A 20698-nucleotide genomic window follows, 5' to 3' on the forward strand; every position below is an offset into this window, starting at 1 on the left:
ACGCCAGTACTTATTATCCATTTAAAAAGTAAAAAGGGACAGCCGAAACCATCCCTTTAAATGTATCTATAGATAGAGGATTTTTTGAACTTCTTGAGCTGCTTTCAAAGGACATTCGTCACGTAGTACTACGTTATCAACTACTCCTCCGAAATTTAACTCTGACATAATAATTATTATCTGTAGTTCTTATCTTATGAAAGGTGATCTCACCTTACACTATTGCATCCTCTTGATCGTATTCTGCAAGTAAGCTACTGATCTCCTGACGTTCTTTTGATAATGAAATTCGTCCTGAGCGACCAAACTGCATCAATCCATAAGGTTTTAGCTCTTCATACAAAGCGTGTGTTTCTTCTTCGTGACCTGTTTTCTCAATCACTAGGAAATCTGCTTTTGCTGCTAATATTCTTGCATGATTCTTTCTAACGATCTCCTCGACCATATCTGAATCCTTAAGGTTATCAACTGCTACTTTGTATAAAGCTACTTCCTGATAGATTGTTTCGCTGTCTTCATATAGGAAACAACGCACTACATCGATTTGCTTCTCAATTTGCTTCGCTACCTTTTCCGCTGATTCTTTACAATCTGAATAGAATACAATCGTGAAACGGTGAACGTGCTCAATTTCTGAAGCTGAAGTAGTTAAACTTTCAATATTGATTTTTCTTCTTGTGAAGATGATGGAGATACGGTTCGTTAAGCCTACTACGTTCTCTGTAAAAATGGATAATGTGAATCTTTGCTTTTCCATAATCTTAATTTTTTACTTCAAACGAACTTCTGAAACTGCGGCACCTGTTTGGATCATTGGGAAAACGTTTGATTCTTTTTCCACAACTACTTCCAAGAAACATGGTCCTTCAGTGTTTAACCATTCGTCCATTTTATCACTTAAAGATTCTCTTGTCTCTGCTTTGTCAGCTTTGATGTAATACGACTCCGCTAACTTTACAAAATCTGGATTTACCATTTCAGTGAATGAGTAACGACTATCGAAGAATAATTCTTGCCATTGACGTACCATTCCAAGGAAACTATTATTAAGTACTAGAATCTTTACCGGGATTTTATATTGGAATATTGTCCCTAACTCTTGTACTGTCATTTGGTAACCGCCATCTCCAGAAATAGAAACGACTGTTCTGTCAGGTGCTCCCATTGCTGCTCCTAATGCAGCAGGCAATGCAAATCCCATAGTTCCCAAACCACCAGAACTTACAATACTGTCTGTACGTTTGAATTCATAATAGCGAGAAGCTTCCATTTGATGTTGTCCTACATCAGTAACGATTACCGCTTCACCTTTTGTTTTATCAGAAAGCATTTTGATTACTTCAGACATCTTCACTTTTTCAGTAGAAGAACCTAATGCATAATCTTTTACTTCTTTCTGTTCGATTTCATCACAAGCGTGGAATTCAGCTAACCATTCTTCATGTTTCGCTTCTTTCAACTTAGGAGTAATTCTTTCTAAAGCCGCTTTTGCATCTGAGATCACAGCTACATCAGTTTTTACATTTTTATCAATCTCTGAAGGATCAATTTCAATGTGAATTACTTTTGCTTGTTTTGCATATCTTTTCAAATCACCTGTAACACGATCATCAAAACGCATACCTACTGCAATCAAAAGATCACACTCATTTGTTTTGATATTCGGTCCGTAGTTACCATGCATTCCTAAATAACCAACATATAAAGGATGGTCATGAGGAACAGCTGACAAACCTAATAGGGTTGATGCCATTGGAATTCCAGCTTTTTCAGCGAAAGCGAGTAACTCATTTTCAGCTTTAGAAAGCATTACACCATGACCTACCAAGATATATGGTTTTTTCGCCTTGTTGATTAAATCAGCTGCAACTTCAATTGATTCTTCCGAAGCAACTGGCACTGGCTTATAACTACGTACTTTTGTACAAGGTTTATATTCAAAGTCAACCTCTTCAAATTGAGCATCCTTTGTAATATCAATTAATACAGGACCTGGACGACCACTTTTCGCAATGTAGAACGCTTTTGCAATCGCTTCAGGAATTTCAGATGCTTTTGTTACTTGGTAATTCCACTTCGTTACTGGAGTAGAAATACCTACAACATCTGTCTCTTGGAATGCATCAGTTCCTAACAAATGAGAAGCTACTTGACCTGTGATAGCTACCATAGGAGTAGAATCAATCATTGCATCTGCAAGACCTGTAATCAAGTTTGTCGCTCCTGGACCAGAAGTTGCAACACAGACACCCACTTTATGATTGACTCGAGAATATCCTTGTGCAGCATGAGCAGCACCCTGCTCGTGACGTACAAGAATGTGGTTTAACTTGTCCTCATAATGATAGAGCTTATCATACACTGGCATAATCGCTCCACCTGGGTAACCAAAGAGTGTATCTACACCTTCCTCAATTAGTGCCATTAACACTGCCTCTGCTCCCGTTACTCTTTGTGGTTTTTGACCTACTGTCTTTGCTTCCTTGGCCATTTCTTTTGTCGCTGTACTCATATTGAAACAATTTTGTACTTCTCTTATTACTGATTAAAATTCATCAGTAACACATCCTTCAGATGCTGAAGAAACTGTTTTTATATATTTATATAAGATTCCTTTCTTAAACTTAGGCTCTGGTGCTACCCACGCCTTTCTTCTTTCTGCCAATTCCTCGTCAGAAACTGCCACTTCGATTTTGTTAGTAACCGCATCAATTGTGATGATATCACCATCCTCTACTAATGCTAAGTTACCACCAACTGCTGCTTCAGGTGTAATGTGTCCTACTACGAAACCGTGAGTACCACCTGAGAAACGTCCATCAGTAATCAAAGCTACGTCTTTACCAAGACCTGCACCCATAATTGCTGAAGTTGGCTTTAACATCTCCGGCATACCAGGACCACCTTTTGGACCTTCGTAACGGATCACAACCACTTCACCTTTGCTTACTTCTCCGTTAGAAATACCTTCAATCACAGCAAACTCATCGTTGAATACTTTTGCTGGACCTACGAACTTCTCACCTTCTTTACCAGTGATCTTTGCTACAGAACCTTCTGTTGCTAGGTTACCGTAAAGGATTTGTAAGTGACCAGTTGATTTGATTGGATTATCTTTAGGTCTCATCAAGTCTTGATCACTACCTAGTGGATCAACATCTGCTAAGTTTTCAGCAATTGTTTTACCAGTAACTGTCATACAAGAACCGTCTAATAAGCCCCAGTTCAATAATGTTTTCATTACTGCAGGGATACCACCTACTGCAAATACATCTTCCATCAAGTATTTACCTGAAGGCTTCAAGTCTGCAAAGAATGGCACTTTATCAGAAACTCTTTGAATATCATCTAATGTCAACTCAATGTCTGCTGCTTTCGCGATAGCCAACATATGCAATGTAGCATTTGTTGATCCACCTAAAGCCATAATTACAGCTAAAGCGTTTTCAAAAGATGCTTTCGTTAAGATATCTGATGGTTTTAAGTCTAACTCTAAAAGGTTACGGATCGCAGGACCTAAGTTCTGGCACTCGTCTTTTTTGTTTTGACTTACTGCAGGGTTTGATGAAGAGTAAGGTAAACTCATACCCATTGCCTCAATCGCTGAAGCCATAGTGTTAGCAGTATACATACCACCACAAGCACCTGCACCTGGGATCGCATTTTTAATTACTCCCTTGTAATCTTCATCTGAAATTGTACCGGCGATTTTTTCACCTAATGCTTCAAAAGCAGATACAATATTCAATTTTTTCTTTTTCCAGCATCCTGATGCAATAGTACCACCATACAACATGATTGTTGGACGGTTGACACGGCACATTGCCATCATGGCACCTGGCATATTTTTATCACAACCTACTACAGTAATTAAACCATCGTAGAATTGTCCGTTTGTAACTGTTTCAACTGAATCAGCAATGATATCTCTTGAAGGAAGAGAGTAACGCATACCGATAGTACCGTTTGTGATACCATCACTTACTCCAATAGTATTGAAAATCAAGCCGACCATGTCTGACTTTTGAACACCCACTTTCACTTCAGCAGCAAGGCCGTTCAAGTGCATGTTACATGTGTTTCCCTCATATCCAGTACTAGCAATACCGATTTGAGGCTTGTTCATATCCTCTTCCGTCAACCCAATACCGTATAACATGGCCTGAGCTGCAGGCTGTGTATCGTCTTGAGTAATTGTGCGGCTATGCTTGTTTAACATCTCTGCCATAATCTTTTAATATCTATTTGTTTGTCTGATTAGTCCTATAATTAAATAATAGAGTAGTTATCATACTCACTCTGCGTCACAAACTGTCTGTATTTCTCAAACACCTCGCAACCAATTGTATCTTCCCAGTTCTTTTTCATTGGCTGACGGTCAATACTGCTGATGCCAGTAATCTGAGCTGCAGTACCAGTGAAGAACGCTCCGTCAATATCTTTTAGATCTTCCGGTTTGAATTGTCCTTCCACTACCTCAACACCTAAGCTTTTAGCTATTCCGAAAACTACATTTCTAGTAATTCCTGGGTAGATATGTCCTTTTTGAGAAGTATAAAGCTTTCCTCCTTTTTCAAAGAAGAAATTAGCACCTGTCCCTTCCGCTACATATCCTTCAACATCTAATAATAAAGCATCATCAAAACCTCTGTCTTTTGCTTCTGCAATAGAAACGATACTATTAATATAGTGTCCAGAGATTTTTGCCTCTACATTAAATGAATAAGGACTAGGACGTGTATATTTTGATATAGTGATATCTAATAAGTCTTTTCCTAAGAATTTATCCCATCTCCAAGCTGCAATAAACAAGTTATGCGTTTTGGTAGGTGTTAAATCCATATTGGCACTAGCATATACTAAAGGTCTAACATATGCATCAGTAAAGCCGTTTTCTTCAAGTAATTGATAAGTAATCCCTACTAATTCATCAACACTATAAGGTAAATCGAGGTGCATTGTTTTTGCAGCATCCAGGAAACGTGTGTAATGTTCCTTCGCTTTAAAAATATGCGGTCCCAATGCTGTATCATAAGCTCTTACAGCATCAAAAACACCATTACCATAGTGCAATGACTGAGAAAATAAATCAGCCTTTGCCTCTTCAGCTTTCACGAATTCTCCATTGTGGAAAATCACCGTATTTTTGTCATAATATTTCAACATGGCAGAAGACTATTAATTGGTTACACAACTACTTTTAAGATGATTTGGAATGTTTAAACAATAAAAAAACCACTGTCAGAATTTTTGTCTTGACAATGGCCGTTCTTTATTATGATTTATGCAATATAAGATCCTGCCATTATCTTCCTTTGAGAAGGACGACAATAGTATTAATAATAATAAGGACGATATTTTGCGTTTTCTTCAACATTTTCGATCATTGTTTACATCAAATATAAAGATCTAACTTTTTATTTTGCAAATATATATACGAATGAAGGATTAGTTTTTAGAAATAATTACGAATTCTAAACTATGTTTTTTCTTTATTTCATAGATGAAACATTGATTTTAATATATTAGAGCAAAGTAATAAATATTATTCCTAATGATTTTTCATATCTATTATATTTGTAAAAAATGCAATAAAAGTGTTGTTATATGATTCAAAAAGTAGGTAGTGTTTTTAGAAATAAAATTTTCCCTAGTCTAGTTTGGAAAAAAGAAGCCTCTCCTTCTCCTGTATTATATCTAACATTTGATGACGGACCAATTCCTGAAATCACGCCATGGGTGTTAGAAGTATTAAGAAAATATAATGCAAAAGCTACTTTCTTTTGTGTGGGAGACAACATTCGTAAACATCCAAGTGTCTATCATCAAGTATTGGAAGAAGGGCATCAGGTGGGAAACCATACTTTCAATCATTTGCAATATTGGAAGAAAAGCCTTCCTAATTATATGAAAAATGTAAAAGAGTGTGATGAGGTAATGAGAAGTAACCCTCTTTTTAAAGTTGACTCCGAAAAACCGCTTTTCAGACCTCCACATGGGCAAATCGGAAAAAAAATGATGCAACAATTATTGGAAGACTATGAAATTATTATGTGGCATGTTTTGACAAGAGACTATAATAAGAATTATAAAAAGGAAAATTGTTTAAAAGCAGCGATAAAAAATACAGAGAATGGCTCTATCATTGTTTTTCATGACAGTATTAAAGCAGAAAAGAATTTAAAGTATGTTTTGCCCCGATTTTTAGAATATTTTTCAAATAAAGGTTATGAATTTCATACACTTTGAATAAAACAGTGACTTTTTTTAAATGTGTATGAATTAAAACTATATTTGTAGACAAACAAAATTTAGAAAGAGATATCCATGGGAAAAATAATCGCTGTAGCCAATCAAAAAGGTGGTGTTGGTAAAACAACAACTGCAGTCAACCTTGCCGCAAGTTTTGCTGCAATGGAATACAATACTCTTTTGGTGGACGCTGATCCACAAGCAAACTCAACTTCAGGATTAAACCTAGATCCTAAAGAAGAAAGAAAAAGTATCTATAACTGCATGGTGGAAGACATCAATGTCAGTGATATTATTATAAATTCAGAATATGATTATTTAGATATCATCCCTTCTCATATTGACTTGGTGGGGGCTGAAATTGAAATGATCGATATTGAAGATAGAGAAACAAGAATGTTGAAAGCGTTAGAGAAAATCAAAGACTCTTATGACTTCATCATTATTGATTGTTCACCTTCATTAGGCCTGATTACGGTCAATGCACTTACTGCCGCTGACTCTGTCATTGTACCTGTACAATGTGAGTTCTACGCTCTTGAAGGTTTGGACAAATTATTAAATACTGTCAAGTTAATTCAATCAAGATTAAACCCTAATCTTTTAATTGAAGGTATCTTGATGACTATGTATGATACACGTTTACGTTTATCGAACCAGGTAGTTGAAGAAGTTAAAAAACACTTAAACGACTTGGTTTTTGATGTGATTATACCTAGAAATATTAAATTAAGTGAAGCACCAAGTTTTGGCGTACCTGTAATTGCTCATGATGCTGTTAGCAAAGGAGCAGTTTGTTACTTAAACTTAGCGCAGGAAATACTTACAAAAAACAATATACCCGTAAAAGCCTAGACTAGGGTAAGATTAATTTTTATAACCTTTGATATTGGCGAAAATAGAATATGCCGGACAACTCTGAAAAAAAGACCTTAAAAAAAAGAAAAGCACTTGGAAAAGGGCTTGGTGCCATACTTGGTGATAGTAATAAAACAGAAACTAGTTCTTCTACCGCACTGAAAGAAGTTGAAAACCAAACAACAAATATTACAGTGGTAGAAAAACTGGATGAGATTTCTATTGACTATGTTGAAAGAAATCCATTTCAACCACGTTTAGAATTTCAAGATGAAGCTTTGAAAGAGCTTGCTGACTCTATACGTGTACAGGGTATTATTCAACCAATTACTGTAAGAAAACTTACAGATCAACAATATCAAATCATTTCTGGAGAGCGTCGTTGGAGAGCTTCAAAAATGGCAGGATTAGAAAAAATTCCCGCTTATATAAAAGGAGCTAATGACACTCAGATGCTTGAAATGGCATTGATTGAAAACATTCAAAGGGAAGATTTAAACCCTATTGAAGTAGCAATCTCCTATCAACGTCTTATTGCTGAATGCGAATTGAAGCAAGAAGAACTGGGAGATAGAGTTGGTAAAAAAAGGTCTACAGTTGCCAATTATCTCAGGTTATTAAAATTACCACCAGAAATTCAAAGCGGATTAAGAAAAGGTGTTATTTCAATGGGGCATGCTAGAGCTTTAGTTAATGTAAACAGCATCGAAGTGCAATTAGCATTATATGATACTGTTGTAAAAAGTGAACTATCAGTTCGTAAGACTGAAAACCTAGTTAGAGACATCATTCAGGGAAAGGACCCTCTTAGTAGTAAAGCGAAATCAAAGAAAGAACCACTTGATTTTGAATTCAGCCGTTTACAAAGAGATCTTTCTACTCATTTTGGTACTCAAATTAAAATCAAAAATGCTGATGATGGTAAGGGAGAAATAAAAATACCTTATCAATCCATTGAAGACCTCAACCGCATATTAGATATTTTAAAAACTCACTAATGCTCTACAAGTGCGTACATATCGCTTTTTTATTCATCACTTCATTTTTTATTCTCTTTAGTACTTCCAACAGTTTTGCACAGACAGAACCTCAGCAGGAAGAAACTTTGGAAGAAGGTGATGGACTATCAGCAGAAGAACGGAATAAAAAATCATTGGATTCTTTAAGTTCTATTTCTGCTATACCTAATCATATTGACCAAAAAGAAAGAAAAAGAAAAAAGAAAACGCAGTATAAATATCTAACAGAACCATCTAAAGCTTCTTTTTATACGATTGCGGTGCCCGGTTTGGGGCAGGTATACAACCGTAAGCTTTGGAAATTACCATTATTGTATGGTGGAATGGCCGTTTTCGGTTATTTCGTAAAATTTAATCATAATAATATGGTTGAAAGTGGGCATTGGCTTGCTTACAGAGCTGATGCAGACCCGACAAACGATGATCTTATCCCTGAACTTTACCGTGGTTTATCAGAAGAGAACTTACGTCAGAGAAGAGATAATTTCAGAAGGGATCGTGACTTTATGATTATTTTATCATGCATGTGGTATTTACTAGGTGCGTTAGACGCAGCAGTAGACCAACATTTAAAATACTATGATATCAGTGAGGATCTCTCAATGAAACTGAAACCTGCTGCAATAGCAGATCCTTACAGTGGACTTCCCGCAGTGGGAATGACAGTATCTTTACAGTTAAGTTCAAAATAAAATAACAAATGAATTTTCTATTAATTGGATATGGCAAAATGGGTCAAACCATTGAACAAATATTAAAAGAAAGAGGACATAATATTGCGGGCATTATTGATAAAGACAATGCTTCTGATTTGGATACGATAGATCCATCTACGGTAGATGTTGCCATTGAATTTACACAACCAAGTGCAGCATATGTTAATATCAAAAAATGTCTTGATAAAGGAATCAGAGTCGTCTCTGGTACTACAGGATGGTTGGAGCAGAAAGAAGTAGTTGAGTCTACTACTAAAGAAAATAAAACAGCATTTTTCTATGCTTCAAACTATAGTTTAGGGGTAAATATTTTCTTTGAGCTAAATAAGAAATTGGCTAAAATGATGAGTGCTTTTAATGCAGAGTATAAATCATCAATGGTTGAAATTCACCATACTCAAAAATTAGATGCTCCTTCTGGAACTGCCATTACTTTGGCGGAAGGTGTGATTGAGAACTTTGAAGGCGTAGACAAGTGGACCCTTCAAGGTGAGGATGAAGCAGTAGAAAATGGCATTGAAATCGAAGCAGTCAGAGAACCTGAAGTCCCAGGTACACATGAGGTCTCTTATACTTCTGAAATTGATAGAATCGATATCAAACACACTGCATTTACTAGAAAAGGATTTGCACTTGGTGCTGTGTTAGCAGGTGAGTGGTTGCATCAAAAAGAAGGTATCTTCGGAATGCAAGACATGCTGGCATTGTAAATTAATCTGACTTAGAATCAACAATGAGCAATAAAAAAGATAAAAAGAAAAAAGGCGTCGTACAGGAATGGACCGATGCTTTAATTTTTGCTGTTATTGCGGCAACACTTATCCGTTGGGCTGCATTTGAGGCATTTACTATCCCTACTTCTTCCATGGAAAAATCACTTCTTGTAGGTGATTATTTATTTGTAAGTAAGGTTCATTATGGTCCAAGAACACCTAAAACGGTGCTTCAGTTACCTTTAACACATCAAACGATTTGGGGTACTCAGATTCCATCTTTCTTAGACTGGATTCAATTACCTCAATTCAGATTACCTGGCTTTACAGACGTCAAGAATAATGATGTAGTGGTATTCAACTACCCTGCTGAGGAAGGTTTCCCTTCTGACATGAAGCTTAATTATATCAAAAGATGTATTGGTATAGCTGGTGATACTATTCAGATTAAAAATCAAGAAGTTTTCATTAATGGAGACCGTGTTGAAGTTCCGGAGGATAGTGAAACACAATATAGAGTAGTTTCAAAAACTCAAATCGGCAAAAAAACTTTAGAGAGATATAATGTTTATGCTTACGACTATAATAATGTAGGGCATTACAAATTGAAAAATATTCCTGGACCTGAAGGCAAGTTTACTTACTCTGCTATGCTTCCGTTGCATACGGCAAAAGAATTAAGAAAACTTGATTTCATTGAAAGTGTAGAGAAAATCTATGCTAGAAAAGATCCTTCTATTTTCCCTCAAAATCCTAACAATACTTGGAGTATTGATAACTTTGGACCTCTTTATATTCCTAAAGAAGGTGATGTCGTAAAAATTACGAATGACAATTGGTCACAGTATAAAGATATCATCATCAAATATGAGGACAACGAAAATGTTGTATTCAAAAATGGTCAACTGTCTATTGACGGGCAAGTTCAAGATTCCTATACCATCAAGCAGGATTACTACTTTATGATGGGTGATAACAGACATAATTCACTTGACTCTCGTTATTGGGGTTATGTACCTGCTGATCACATTATTGGTAAAGCTGTAATGGTTTGGATGTCTATGGATAGAAACCCTGATGCTTCAATGATCAGATGGAACAGAATATTTAACTTCATTGACTAATTTTATGACTCCTCTCATTTCATGAGTCATTAAAAAATATCAATTTTACCGGAACTGAGTAATCAGTTTCGGCTTTTTTATACTACTATTTTTAAGTTCCTGATCTAGCTCTTAAAAGTATTCTAAAGTGAGGGTATTTTCATTAATCTTTCTTGTCAATACAAGACAAAAAAATTAACTTAATATACTACCCCAATGTACTCTACAATACTTTTTTAGGCAGGACAATAGTGATACCATATTTTATAAACACTTATTCTAAATTGAAATGAAAAAATACATACACATTTTTGTGGTTGCGTGTATACTAGCTCCATTATCTTCTTTTGCACATGAGGGAATGTGGCTCCCTTCACTACTTCAACAGCTTAATGAAGAAGACATGCAAGCCAACGGCTTTAAATTAACAGCAGATGACATCTATTCTGTCAATAAATCCAGCATGAAAGATGCTGTTGTTTGGTTTGGAAGAGGATGTACAGGTGAAGTTGTTTCTAACAAAGGCCTTATTTTAACAAACCATCACTGTGGTTATGGACAAATACAATCTCACTCTACAGTTGAAAATGACTTATTGACTGACGGTTTTGCAGCTCAGTCTTTTGGAGAAGAACTTCCAAACAATGGCCTTACTGTTAGTTTTGTAGTTCGAATTGATGATGTAACAAAAAGTATTCTTGATGGTGTAAAAGATGGAATGGAAGAAGAAAAACGTCAAGAAATCATCAAAGCAAACATTGAGAAAGTAGGTAAGGATGCTGTAAATGGCACACACTACGATTATATCATTAAACCATTTTTCTATGGAAATGAATACTACATGTTCATCATGGAAACATTTAAAGATATTCGTTTAGTTTTTGCTCCTCCTTCTTCAATTGGCAAGTACGGTGGAGACACTGATAACTGGGTATGGCCTCGTCATACAGGTGATTTTTCTATTTTTAGAATCTATGCTGACAAAGATGGAAAACCTGCTGAGTATTCAGAAGACAACGTTCCTTACACACCAAAGTACCACTTCCCTATTTCATTGAATGGTGTAAAGCCTGATGATTTCACAATGGTTTATGGTTTCCCAGGAAGAACAAAACAATACTTACCTTCAGAAGGAGTTTCATATACTGTTGAAACTTCTAACCCTATCAAAATTGCAATGCGTGAAAAAACAATTGCAATCTATGATAAGAATATGGCTGCTGACGATGCTGTTAGAATTAAATATTCAGCAAAGAAAGCACGTGTTGCAAATGCTTATAAAAAATGGATTGGTGAGAGCAAAGGTTTAAAGAGACTTGACGCCATCAATAAGAAAAATGAGCAGGAAGAAATGTTTGCACAAGCAGTAAAAGGAAATAAAGAATACGAAGCTTTACTGGATAAATTCCAAGAAGAATTCAAAGCAATGGAAAAATATCAATTAGGTAGAGACCTTTTCATTGAAGAATTGTATTATGGTCCTGAAATCCTTCGTTTCTCATTAGGATTTAAAGCTTTAAAAGACGTAAAACCTAACACTCCAGATTTTGAACAAGCATTAATGAAGCTAAAAGGCAGTGCAAAAGGTTTTTATAAAAACTTTGACCTAGCAACTGATAGAGAAGTGTTTGTTTCTGCTTCATCTATGTACTCTGATGCTATTGACCCTTCTTTCCTTCCATCATCTTTCGCAGTTGCGAAGGAAAAAGGTAGTTTTGATAAATTAGCGAATACTGTTTACAAGAAAAGTATTTTTGCTAATGAGGAAAAGTTAATGAAATTGCTTAGTGGATCTCCTGAAGGAATTTACAAAAAGATCATCAAAGATCCTGCTTTTGTAATCGGCAACGAGATTTATGAAGTATACGGCAATGAAATCGCTCCAGAATATAAAAGGTTAAGTGAAGAAATTGACTTATCTATGCGTACTTATGTAAAAGCATTGAAAGAAGTTTTCCCTAATAGAGAATATGTAGCAAATGTAAAAGGTGCCAGCAAGCAATACTGGTCTGATGCCAACAGTACATTAAGAGTGACATATGGTAAAATTGAAGGTTCTGAACCAAGAGATGGCGTAGAATTTAAATATTATACTACACTTGAAGGTGTGATGGAGAAAAGAAGAACTGATGTTCCTAAAACGCATGAATTCTATGTTCCTCAAAAGCTGATGGATCTTTACAAGAATAAAGATTACGGTCAATACGGTGAAGATGGAAAAATGATGGTTTGTATCACAGGATCTAACCATACTACAGGGGGAAACTCTGGCTCTCCTGTTATTAATGCTGAAGGTCAGCTGATCGGTATCAACTTTGACAGAACTTGGGAATCTACAATGTCAGATTTAATGTTTGACCCCGTGAAATGTAGAAATATCATTGTAGACATCCGCTATGTATTATTTGTCGTAGATAAATATGGTGAGTGTCCAAGATTGATTGAAGAAATGACTTTAGTGAAAAACTAACCTCACTTCATTCATCATAAATAAGGGATTGAACTTTGATAGCTCAATCCCTTATTTTTTATTCTAAATTTAGACGTTTTGAAATTTCCTCAATTGCTTCTTCCTCATCATCACTAACACCATCTGAAGCGTCAGCGAAAAGGTGAAGGATATCTAAAATGTCGTCTTTCTCATCATCATTCTGCTCCAAGTAGCCTTTTAAAGTATCTAAGAATGGATCTTTCCATTGTTCTAAATTATTGACTAAGTATTCCAACTCGTTGTAGTAGACTTTTTGAAGATTCTCCAATTCAGTTCTGGTCAGTGAACTTTTATAACTTTCTGCCATAAATTTGGCTAGGTATTTTACAAAAACCCACTCTTCGTCATCCACCACTCCATCAGAAGCTACAATCAATAAACAAGGAAAATAGATAAATAAAGTCTGAAAGTGTTCCCTTGAGAGCTCAACATTATTCAATGAATTATAGCGTGTATATAGTTCCTCAGTATTTGTATGTATACTCATCTTTTTTTTGATAATATAATATTGTCGTTAATGGTTCCCTTTTTTTAAGGTAATTCCCCTCAAGTAATGTAATTTTGCGATCTAATTGACAAAGAAAATATACAATGAGCGGAATAATATTAGCCATAGAGTCTTCATGTGATGAAACCTCAGCAGCAATAGTAAAAAATGGTACTGTACTTAGCAATATAGTGTCTACGCAAGAAATACACCAAAAATACGGCGGCGTAGTTCCAGAACTTGCTTCTAGAGCTCATCAGAAAAATATTCTCCCTGTAGTCAATGAAGCTCTAACAGAAGCCAATATAAAGAAATCTGACTTAGATGCAATAGCCTTTACAAAAGGACCTGGACTATTAGGAGCATTATTGGTAGGTGCATCTTTTGCCAAAGGAATGGCTATGGCATTAAAAAAACCTTTGATAGGTGTAAATCATATGCAAGCACACATCCTTGCTCACTTCATCGATAACCCTCAACCCAACTTTCCATTTTTATGCTTAACGGTTAGTGGAGGTCACACTCAATTGGTGGTTGTGAAATCTCCATTAGAAATGGAAGTGATTGGAGAAACCATAGATGACGCTGTAGGTGAAGCTTTTGATAAAACAGCTAAAATCATGGGTTTGGATTATCCTGGTGGACCTTTTATTGATAAATTTGCAAAAGATGGTGATCCATCAAAATTCAAATTCCCAAATGTCAATATCCCTGATTACAATTTCTCTTTCAGTGGTATAAAGACTGCATTTCTAAATTTCTTAAGAAAAGAAACACAAAAAGATCCTGACTTTATCGAAAAAAATAAAGCTGATTTATGTGCTAGTATTCAGTTTACCCTCGTCAATATTTTGATGAAAAAGCTAAAGAAAGCATCTAAAGAACTGAATATTAAGGAGATTGGAATTGCAGGTGGTGTTTCCGCTAATTCTGGTTTGAGAAATACGCTTTTGGAAGAAGGAAAAAAATTAGGATGGAATGTATTTATTCCTGAATTTGAACACTGTACCGACAATGCTGCAATGATTGCAATGGCAGCACATTATCAGTTTGAAGGAGGTGATTTTGAAACGTTGAGTACTTCACCAAATCCAAGAATGAAATTCACTGGATCAAAATAATAAAGCATGAGTATCATTTTAATAGCTGTTCTTGTTTTTACTGCTGCAATAAGTTTTGGGGTATACATCAATCAGAAGTTTCCTGCAAAAGGGGAACTTAAAAATGATTCGTTTCCTAAAAATACAACAGCCTTAAATGATGCCGCTATTATTGCATTGGCATCTGAACATAAAAATGGTATCAGTGTAGCAGCAGTTTGTCTTGCTTCTAATGCTTCGGCAGTGGAAGTAAAAAACAAGATGGAAGCTTTAAGGGAACAAGGTTTACTCTACCTCAGTGTGGATGAAAATGGTGCTGAAAAATATACATTAACAGACACTTCACTGATCTCTGATAAGCATCAAAATCGACTTAAAAAATAAATTCTGAGTACTTAAGACATACTAGTGGTCAACTAATTTTGTCATAGTCCTTAAGTTTACATAAACATTCATCTAAATTTATTAGATGCTTTTTTTTGTTACGACTTCATTTTACATATTTGTGCTATGGAAGCAATACTAACATTCATTCACTGGGACATTAACCCAGAAATCTTACCAGGCATTTTACCCGTACGTTGGTACGGACTTTTATTCTCGCTTGGTTTCTTTATAGGCACATGGCTAATCGCTAAAATTTTTGTGGTTGAAAATAGACCTGAATCCGATGCCGATGCACTACTTATTTATGTAGTGATTGCAACAATTATTGGAGCCCGTCTTGGTCATGTCTTTTTTTATCAACCTGATTATTATTTAAGAAACCCAGTTGAAATCATTCAAATTTGGAAAGGTGGACTGGCAAGTCATGGTGGTGCCATAGGTATTATTATAGCACTTTACTTATATAGTAAGAAAAGACCAGATCAGCCTTGGTTATGGATTTTGGACCGTGTCGTTATCCCAGTTGCCTTGGCAGGCTGTTTTATCCGTTTAGGTAACTTAATGAACTCAGAGATCATTGGTAGACCTTCTGATTTGCCTTGGGCCTTTATTTTCGAGCGTGCTCATGTTATTGATCCTGAAACGCCAAGACATCCAGCACAGCTATATGAATCTATCACTTACCTGATTATCTTTTTCATTCTAGGTGCAATTTACAAAAGAGAGAAGTTTGAATTGCGTCAAGGTAGAACCTTCGGTTTATTCTTAGTATTGGTATTCGGGATGCGTTTTGTTTGGGAATTCTTCAAAGAAGACCAAGTAGCATTCGAAGCAACAATGACATTGAATATGGGGCAATGGTTAAGTATTCCTGCCGTAATTGCTGGGCTTTTCTTCTTTATTAGATCATTTAGTAACGCTGGCGAACCACTTCCGCTTCCAGAGGTAAATCCTAATGATGAAAAGCTTAAAAAAGCGAAGAAATAATTGTTTATAATTAAGCCCTAAGACAAAGTAATTTTTCACTTTTTTGTGCTTAGAACTTATCAATAAAAAACGAGAGTATTCTTTTTCTGAATACTCTCGTTTTTTTATAAGATGTGTAAAGTCCTAAAATAACGATACACTAAAACAATCGTTATTATGGAAGACAATAAAAGTCAATATGTTAAAAGAACTCAGAAGGATTATTCAATGTCCTTAAAACTTCAAATTGTCTCAGAAGTTGAAAGTGGTCAATTAAGTTTAAAAGGAGCTACACGTAAATATGGAATACAGGGAGATAGAACAGTAAAGGTTTGGTTACAAAAATATGGTAACTTTGACTGGAACCATAAAGTCAGTACCATGAAGAAGAAAACACCTGAACAAGAACTGTTAGAGCTCAAACTGGAATTGGAAACCGCCAAAAAGAAAATCAATAGATTAGAAGCAGAAGCTGAGAAAGCAGATCATAAGGCCATCATTTTCGATATGATGATTGACCTGGCCGAAAAAGAGTATAAAATTGACATAAGAAAAAACTCTTCACCCAAGTAGTTGATGATTTCAGAAATGGATATTCTATAAGTATTGAATATTCAAGTCAGTTACTTGGGAAAGATCGTCAAGTGTACTACCGCTCCATCCATCGTAAGAAGAAAGATCTGGAAATTTCTGAGCAAGTAGTAGCACTAATACAAAACGAGAGGATAAAACTTCCTAATAGTGGGCATAGGATGCTGTATTCACTACTCTATCCTCAATTAAAGTCTTTAGGTGTAGGTCGTGATAAGCTACTTCAAATTATGAAAGCTAACCACTTAGAAATACAAGCTAAGAGAGCTTATCATGTCACAACTGATTCAGACCATAGATTTAAAACTTATCCAGATTTGGTAGATGGTCTTGAGATAAATAGACCTGAACAGGTTGTAGTAGCAGATATTACTTATGTAGGAACAAGAGACAACCCTTGGTATTTGGCATTAGTAACGGATGCCTATTCAAAGAAGATAATGGGTTACGACTTATCTAGGTCTTTAGATAAAGAGGGAGTAATTAGAGCCTTGAAAATGGCGATAAAACAACGTGAATATAAAGGAGAAACATTGATACATCATTCTGATAGAGGAGTCCAATATTGTAGTAAAGCCTATCAGAAGTTACTTAGGAAATCGAAAATCATAACAAGTATGACAGAAACTTATGATCCGTATAAAAATGCTATTGCAGAACGCATTAACAGAACAATAAAGCATGACTTTAACTTAAGTAAATATGTCAGTTATGAAATCGTATTTGAAGCCTATTTAAAAGAATGTATAAAAACATATAACTTTATAAGACCACACATGTCATGTTATATGAGAACTCCTATTCAGATGCATAAAACAAGAGGTAAGAAACGAAGGACTTATCGGACAGTAAAAGTCACACAATAAGCCTCGAAATTTATTGAGGTGAAATTGACAGCGAAGCGAATCAATTTTGCATCAATAAATTTGAGGAACTCGCGGTAGCGAAATAAAAACTGAAGGCTACCTATAAAAAAGACCCAATAATTTTTAAATTATTGAGTCTTATATCAAAATTAATTCACTAAAAAACTGTATCGTTTTTTCAGGGCATTACAATGAATCAATAATATTACAAACATTCTTTGAGTTGGATAGAGTAAGTACTAAGACAAAAAAGAGGTGTCTATCAAAGCAAATTGAAATACTCTATTATACTGCTCTGCTCTAATAAAATGGTTTTTAGGTAGCTCTTAAAACGCAAGGAACTGTATCTAATGTGTTTCATCAATTTTGAACATGCCTCTAAATTAAAAAACTCCATTTTATAGAGCTATAATGCCTTGTAGCTAACGCTCCATAGATCTAACCACTTTCATATTAATTACCTGTTTACATCTGACCCAGCTAATACAGACAAAAAAGGCTCCCAAAAAGGGAGCCTTCATATATTGGATATAAATAGTATTCCTTATCCTAAAGCAATTTGCTTCATAGCAGTCATTGCTCCTCTTAATCTTGCACCTACAGCTTCGATTTCGTGTGATCTTAAAGCTTCGTTTACTTTGATCAATGTCACGTTGTCTACACCGTTGTCTTTACCTTCGTTGTAGTCTTTACCACAAATATCAGCCTCAACACCTTTCATGAAGTCAGCTAATAATGGCTTACATGCATGATCGAACAAGTAACAACCGTACTCAGCTGTGTCAGAAATTACTCTGTTCATTTCGAACAATTTCTTTCTTGCGATTGTGTTAGCAATCAATGGAGTTTCGTGAAGTGACTCATAGTAAGCAGACTCACCGATGATACCCGCTTCTACCATAGTTTCGAAAGCCAATTCAACACCAGCTCTTACCATAGCAACCATCAATAAACCTTTGTCATAGAATTCTTGCTCAGTGATCTCAACATCAGCAGGAGCAGTTTTCTCAAAGTTAGTCTCACCAGTTAAAGCTCTCCAGTTCAACAAGTTTTTGTCATCCTCAGCCCAGTCTTTCATCATTGTAGATGAGAACTCACCTGAAATGATATCGTCTTGGTGCTTTTGGAATAATGGTCTCATGATGTCTTTCAATTCTTCAGACACTTCGAAACATTTTACTTTAGCAGGGTTAGATAATCTGTCTAACATACCTGATACACCACCGTGCTTTAATGACTCAGTGATAACTTCCCATCCGTATTGGATGAATTTCGCAGCCCAACCTGCATCAATTCCTTTTTCAACCATTTTGTCGAAGCAAAGGATAGATCCAGTTTGTAACAATCCACAAAGGATAGTTTGCTCACCCATTAAATCTGACTTCACCTCAGCTACGAATGAAGATTTCAAACATCCAGCTCTATCTCCACCAGTTGCTACTGCATAAGCTTTAGCTTGTGCCCAACCTTTACCTTCTGGATCGTTTTCTGGGTGTACTGCGATTAGAGTTGGTACACCAAATCCTCTCTTGTACTCTTCTCTTACTTCTGAACCTGGAGACTTAGGAGCTACCATGATTACAGTTAAGTCTTTTCTGATCTGCATTCCTTCCTCAACGATGTTGAAACCGTGTGAGTAAGATAATGTAGCACCTTGTTTCATCAATGGCATTACTGACTCAACAACGTTAGTATGTTGCTTGTCTGGAGTCAAGTTGATTACCAAGTCAGCTGTAGGAATTACTTCTTCGTAAGTACCTACTTTGAACCCTGCCTCAGAAGTGTTTACAAAAGATGCTCTTTTCTCATCGATTGCTACTTGTCTTAAAGCATAAGAGATATCTAAACCAGAGTCTCTCATGTTCAAACCTTGGTTCAATCCTTGTGCACCAGCACCAACGATTACGATTTTCTTACCTTTCAAAGCCTCAACGCCTTCGCTGAACTCTGAGCTATCCATAAATTCACATTGTCCAAGTTGGTGTAACTGCTCTCTTAATGGAAGTGTATTGAAGTAATTTGCCATTGTATATAATATTTTTAATTTAAATCTATTTGTCTATCACAAATGTGAAGATAATAATCAATAAGATTGTGGTGATTTTAAATAAAGTTTAGGTACTTTTCAATGATCGCTCTCTATAAGCATTTGGAGTCTGTCCTGTTAACTTCTTAAAAAACTTACTGAAATAGGATTGATCTTTGAAGTTGAGATAGTGACAAACTTGAGTAACCGTCAAGTCCGTATGCTTCAAAAGTCGCTTAATTTCAAGCACTTGCTTATCAGTGATTAACTCTTTTGATGTTTTCCCAGTGAGCCCTTTCACCGTTTGCGTCAAATGGTTTTCAGTCACATTGAGGAATTCCGCAAAATCTCTAACCGATAAATTCTCTTGGTATTTTTCCTCAATCAATTCTCTAAACCGTTTAACCATCAAATGTCCCTTCCCTTTTTCGATAGCACGTTGTTCTTTAGGATAGATCTGATTACAGGTATTTAATATCAAATCTAAAATAGAATTAGCCATTTCGTGAGAGACTACATCCGTTTGATCCATTTCATCACAACCTTTTACGAACAACTGTGTAAGAAAAGCCACATCCATTGGCTCCTCTAGTTTCAGTGGAGGGTTTTCCTGTTTGAGATTAAAAAAGAAAGGAAACTCAAGCAACTTGTTTTTGTTGCTCTTATCAATCAGATAAAACTCAGCGGTAAACAGAAAGATATAGCCTGCAATGTCTTTCGACAACTCCAACTTATGTGCTTGACCCGGACTCAAAAAAAACATACACGGAGGTTCTACCTTGTATTCATTGTCATCAATCACATGAAGTCCCGACCCCTGAGTCAAAAACAAAACCTCAAAAAAGTCGTGCTTATGAGGATACTGCACCTCAAAGTGACGATTGGCATCAAACACTTCAATTTGGAAAGGGTGTTTTGAATTACCAATAGGTTTAAATTTATCTAGACTGTATGTGGGGATTAGATTTTTCAATTGGAAGTTTTAAACCTTTATCTATTTTCGTTTGGAAGCTTAATAAAGCCAAATAAACCAAAGAAGCTATTAATATGCAAACCTTACTTTTCGAAATGTTATTGGAATGTTATCAAGCACCAATATTTTTCTAAAATAGCAGTCAAAAAT

Annotated in this window: 19 protein-coding genes; 12 read left to right on the plus strand and 7 right to left on the minus strand. The window is 35.7% G+C overall.

Annotated features, from left to right (window positions below; all coding sequences use genetic code 11):
- Positions 1-214 precede the first annotated feature (214 nt).
- Genes ilvN through AVL50_RS15550 form a run of 4 tightly spaced genes read right to left on the minus strand, consistent with a single transcriptional unit; the run spans position 215 to position 5166 of the window.
- Positions 215-757: an acetolactate synthase small subunit gene (ilvN, locus tag AVL50_RS15535; RefSeq protein WP_062617391.1), complete on the minus strand. Its 543-nt coding sequence runs from the start codon at positions 755-757 to the stop codon at positions 215-217.
- Between the two features lie 12 nt (positions 758-769).
- Positions 770-2512 (minus strand): biosynthetic-type acetolactate synthase large subunit, encoded by a 1743-nt coding sequence (gene ilvB, locus AVL50_RS15540; protein WP_216639049.1) that lies wholly within the window; start codon positions 2510-2512, stop codon positions 770-772.
- Positions 2513-2545: 33 nt separating this feature from the next.
- On the minus strand, positions 2546-4228 hold the full coding sequence (ilvD, locus tag AVL50_RS15545) for a dihydroxy-acid dehydratase (RefSeq protein ID WP_082795844.1): 1683 nt from the start codon (positions 4226-4228) through the stop codon (positions 2546-2548).
- Between the two features lie 41 nt (positions 4229-4269).
- Positions 4270-5166 (minus strand): branched-chain amino acid transaminase, encoded by an 897-nt coding sequence (locus AVL50_RS15550; protein WP_062617392.1) that lies wholly within the window; start codon positions 5164-5166, stop codon positions 4270-4272.
- Between the two features lie 441 nt (positions 5167-5607).
- Here AVL50_RS15550 and AVL50_RS15555 point away from each other — a divergent pair, with 441 nt between their 5' ends.
- From AVL50_RS15555 to AVL50_RS15585, 7 genes are all read left to right on the plus strand, one after another.
- Positions 5608-6249: a polysaccharide deacetylase family protein gene (locus tag AVL50_RS15555; protein ID WP_062617393.1), complete on the plus strand. Its 642-nt coding sequence runs from the start codon at positions 5608-5610 to the stop codon at positions 6247-6249.
- A gap of 78 nt (positions 6250-6327) precedes the next feature.
- The gene (locus AVL50_RS15560) at positions 6328-7107 is read left to right on the plus strand and encodes a ParA family protein (RefSeq protein WP_044201265.1); all 780 of its coding nucleotides are present in this window, start codon (positions 6328-6330) and stop codon (positions 7105-7107) included.
- A 50-nt stretch (positions 7108-7157) separates the two neighbouring features.
- Positions 7158-8108 (plus strand): ParB/RepB/Spo0J family partition protein, encoded by a 951-nt coding sequence (locus tag AVL50_RS15565; RefSeq protein WP_062617394.1) that lies wholly within the window; start codon positions 7158-7160, stop codon positions 8106-8108.
- The gene (locus AVL50_RS15570) at positions 8108-8821 is read left to right on the plus strand and encodes a DUF5683 domain-containing protein (protein WP_062617395.1); all 714 of its coding nucleotides are present in this window, start codon (positions 8108-8110) and stop codon (positions 8819-8821) included. The genes AVL50_RS15565 and AVL50_RS15570 overlap by 1 nt, the downstream gene beginning before the upstream one ends.
- Positions 8822-8829: 8 nt before the next feature.
- Positions 8830-9555: a 4-hydroxy-tetrahydrodipicolinate reductase gene (gene dapB / locus AVL50_RS15575; RefSeq protein WP_062617396.1), complete on the plus strand. Its 726-nt coding sequence runs from the start codon at positions 8830-8832 to the stop codon at positions 9553-9555.
- 23 nt (positions 9556-9578) lie between these two features.
- On the plus strand, positions 9579-10682 hold the full coding sequence (gene lepB, locus AVL50_RS15580; RefSeq protein WP_062617397.1) for a signal peptidase I: 1104 nt from the start codon (positions 9579-9581) through the stop codon (positions 10680-10682).
- A gap of 268 nt (positions 10683-10950) precedes the next feature.
- Entirely contained in the window at positions 10951-13131 is a 2181-nt protein-coding gene (locus AVL50_RS15585; RefSeq protein WP_062617398.1) for a S46 family peptidase, read from the plus strand.
- Positions 13132-13189: 58 nt separating this feature from the next.
- Here the strand turns inward: AVL50_RS15585 and AVL50_RS15590 are convergent, their stop codons facing one another.
- Complete coding sequence (locus AVL50_RS15590) at positions 13190-13639, minus strand: hypothetical protein (RefSeq protein ID WP_063850720.1); 450 nt, start codon at positions 13637-13639, stop codon at positions 13190-13192.
- 104 nt (positions 13640-13743) lie between these two features.
- Here AVL50_RS15590 and tsaD point away from each other — a divergent pair, with 104 nt between their 5' ends.
- From tsaD to AVL50_RS15615, 5 genes are all read left to right on the plus strand, one after another.
- A complete protein-coding gene (gene tsaD / locus AVL50_RS15595; protein WP_062617400.1) occupies positions 13744-14760 on the plus strand; it encodes a tRNA (adenosine(37)-N6)-threonylcarbamoyltransferase complex transferase subunit TsaD in 1017 nt (338 codons plus the stop codon).
- Positions 14761-14766: 6 nt separating this feature from the next.
- The gene (locus AVL50_RS15600; RefSeq protein WP_062617401.1) at positions 14767-15123 is read left to right on the plus strand and encodes a hypothetical protein; all 357 of its coding nucleotides are present in this window, start codon (positions 14767-14769) and stop codon (positions 15121-15123) included.
- Between the two features lie 126 nt (positions 15124-15249).
- Positions 15250-16113 carry a prolipoprotein diacylglyceryl transferase gene (gene lgt, locus AVL50_RS15605; protein WP_062617402.1) on the plus strand — a complete coding sequence of 288 codons (864 nt, stop codon included), beginning with the start codon at positions 15250-15252 and terminating at the stop codon, positions 16111-16113.
- Between the two features lie 156 nt (positions 16114-16269).
- Positions 16270-16665 (plus strand): transposase, encoded by a 396-nt coding sequence (locus AVL50_RS33520; protein ID WP_062617403.1) that lies wholly within the window; start codon positions 16270-16272, stop codon positions 16663-16665.
- A 32-nt stretch (positions 16666-16697) separates the two neighbouring features.
- Positions 16698-17549 (plus strand): IS3 family transposase, encoded by an 852-nt coding sequence (locus tag AVL50_RS15615; RefSeq protein ID WP_062617404.1) that lies wholly within the window; start codon positions 16698-16700, stop codon positions 17547-17549.
- 544 nt (positions 17550-18093) lie between these two features.
- Here the strand turns inward: AVL50_RS15615 and ilvC are convergent.
- Entirely contained in the window at positions 18094-19575 is a 1482-nt protein-coding gene (gene ilvC / locus AVL50_RS15620) for a ketol-acid reductoisomerase (RefSeq protein WP_062617405.1), read from the minus strand.
- A gap of 88 nt (positions 19576-19663) precedes the next feature.
- Positions 19664-20548 (minus strand): AraC family transcriptional regulator, encoded by an 885-nt coding sequence (locus AVL50_RS15625; RefSeq protein WP_063850722.1) that lies wholly within the window; start codon positions 20546-20548, stop codon positions 19664-19666.
- Positions 20549-20698: the final 150 nt, after the last annotated feature.

The sequence above is a fragment of the Flammeovirga sp. SJP92 genome, from assembly GCF_001583495.1.
Classification (GTDB): Bacteria; Bacteroidota; Bacteroidia; order Cytophagales; family Flammeovirgaceae; genus Flammeovirga.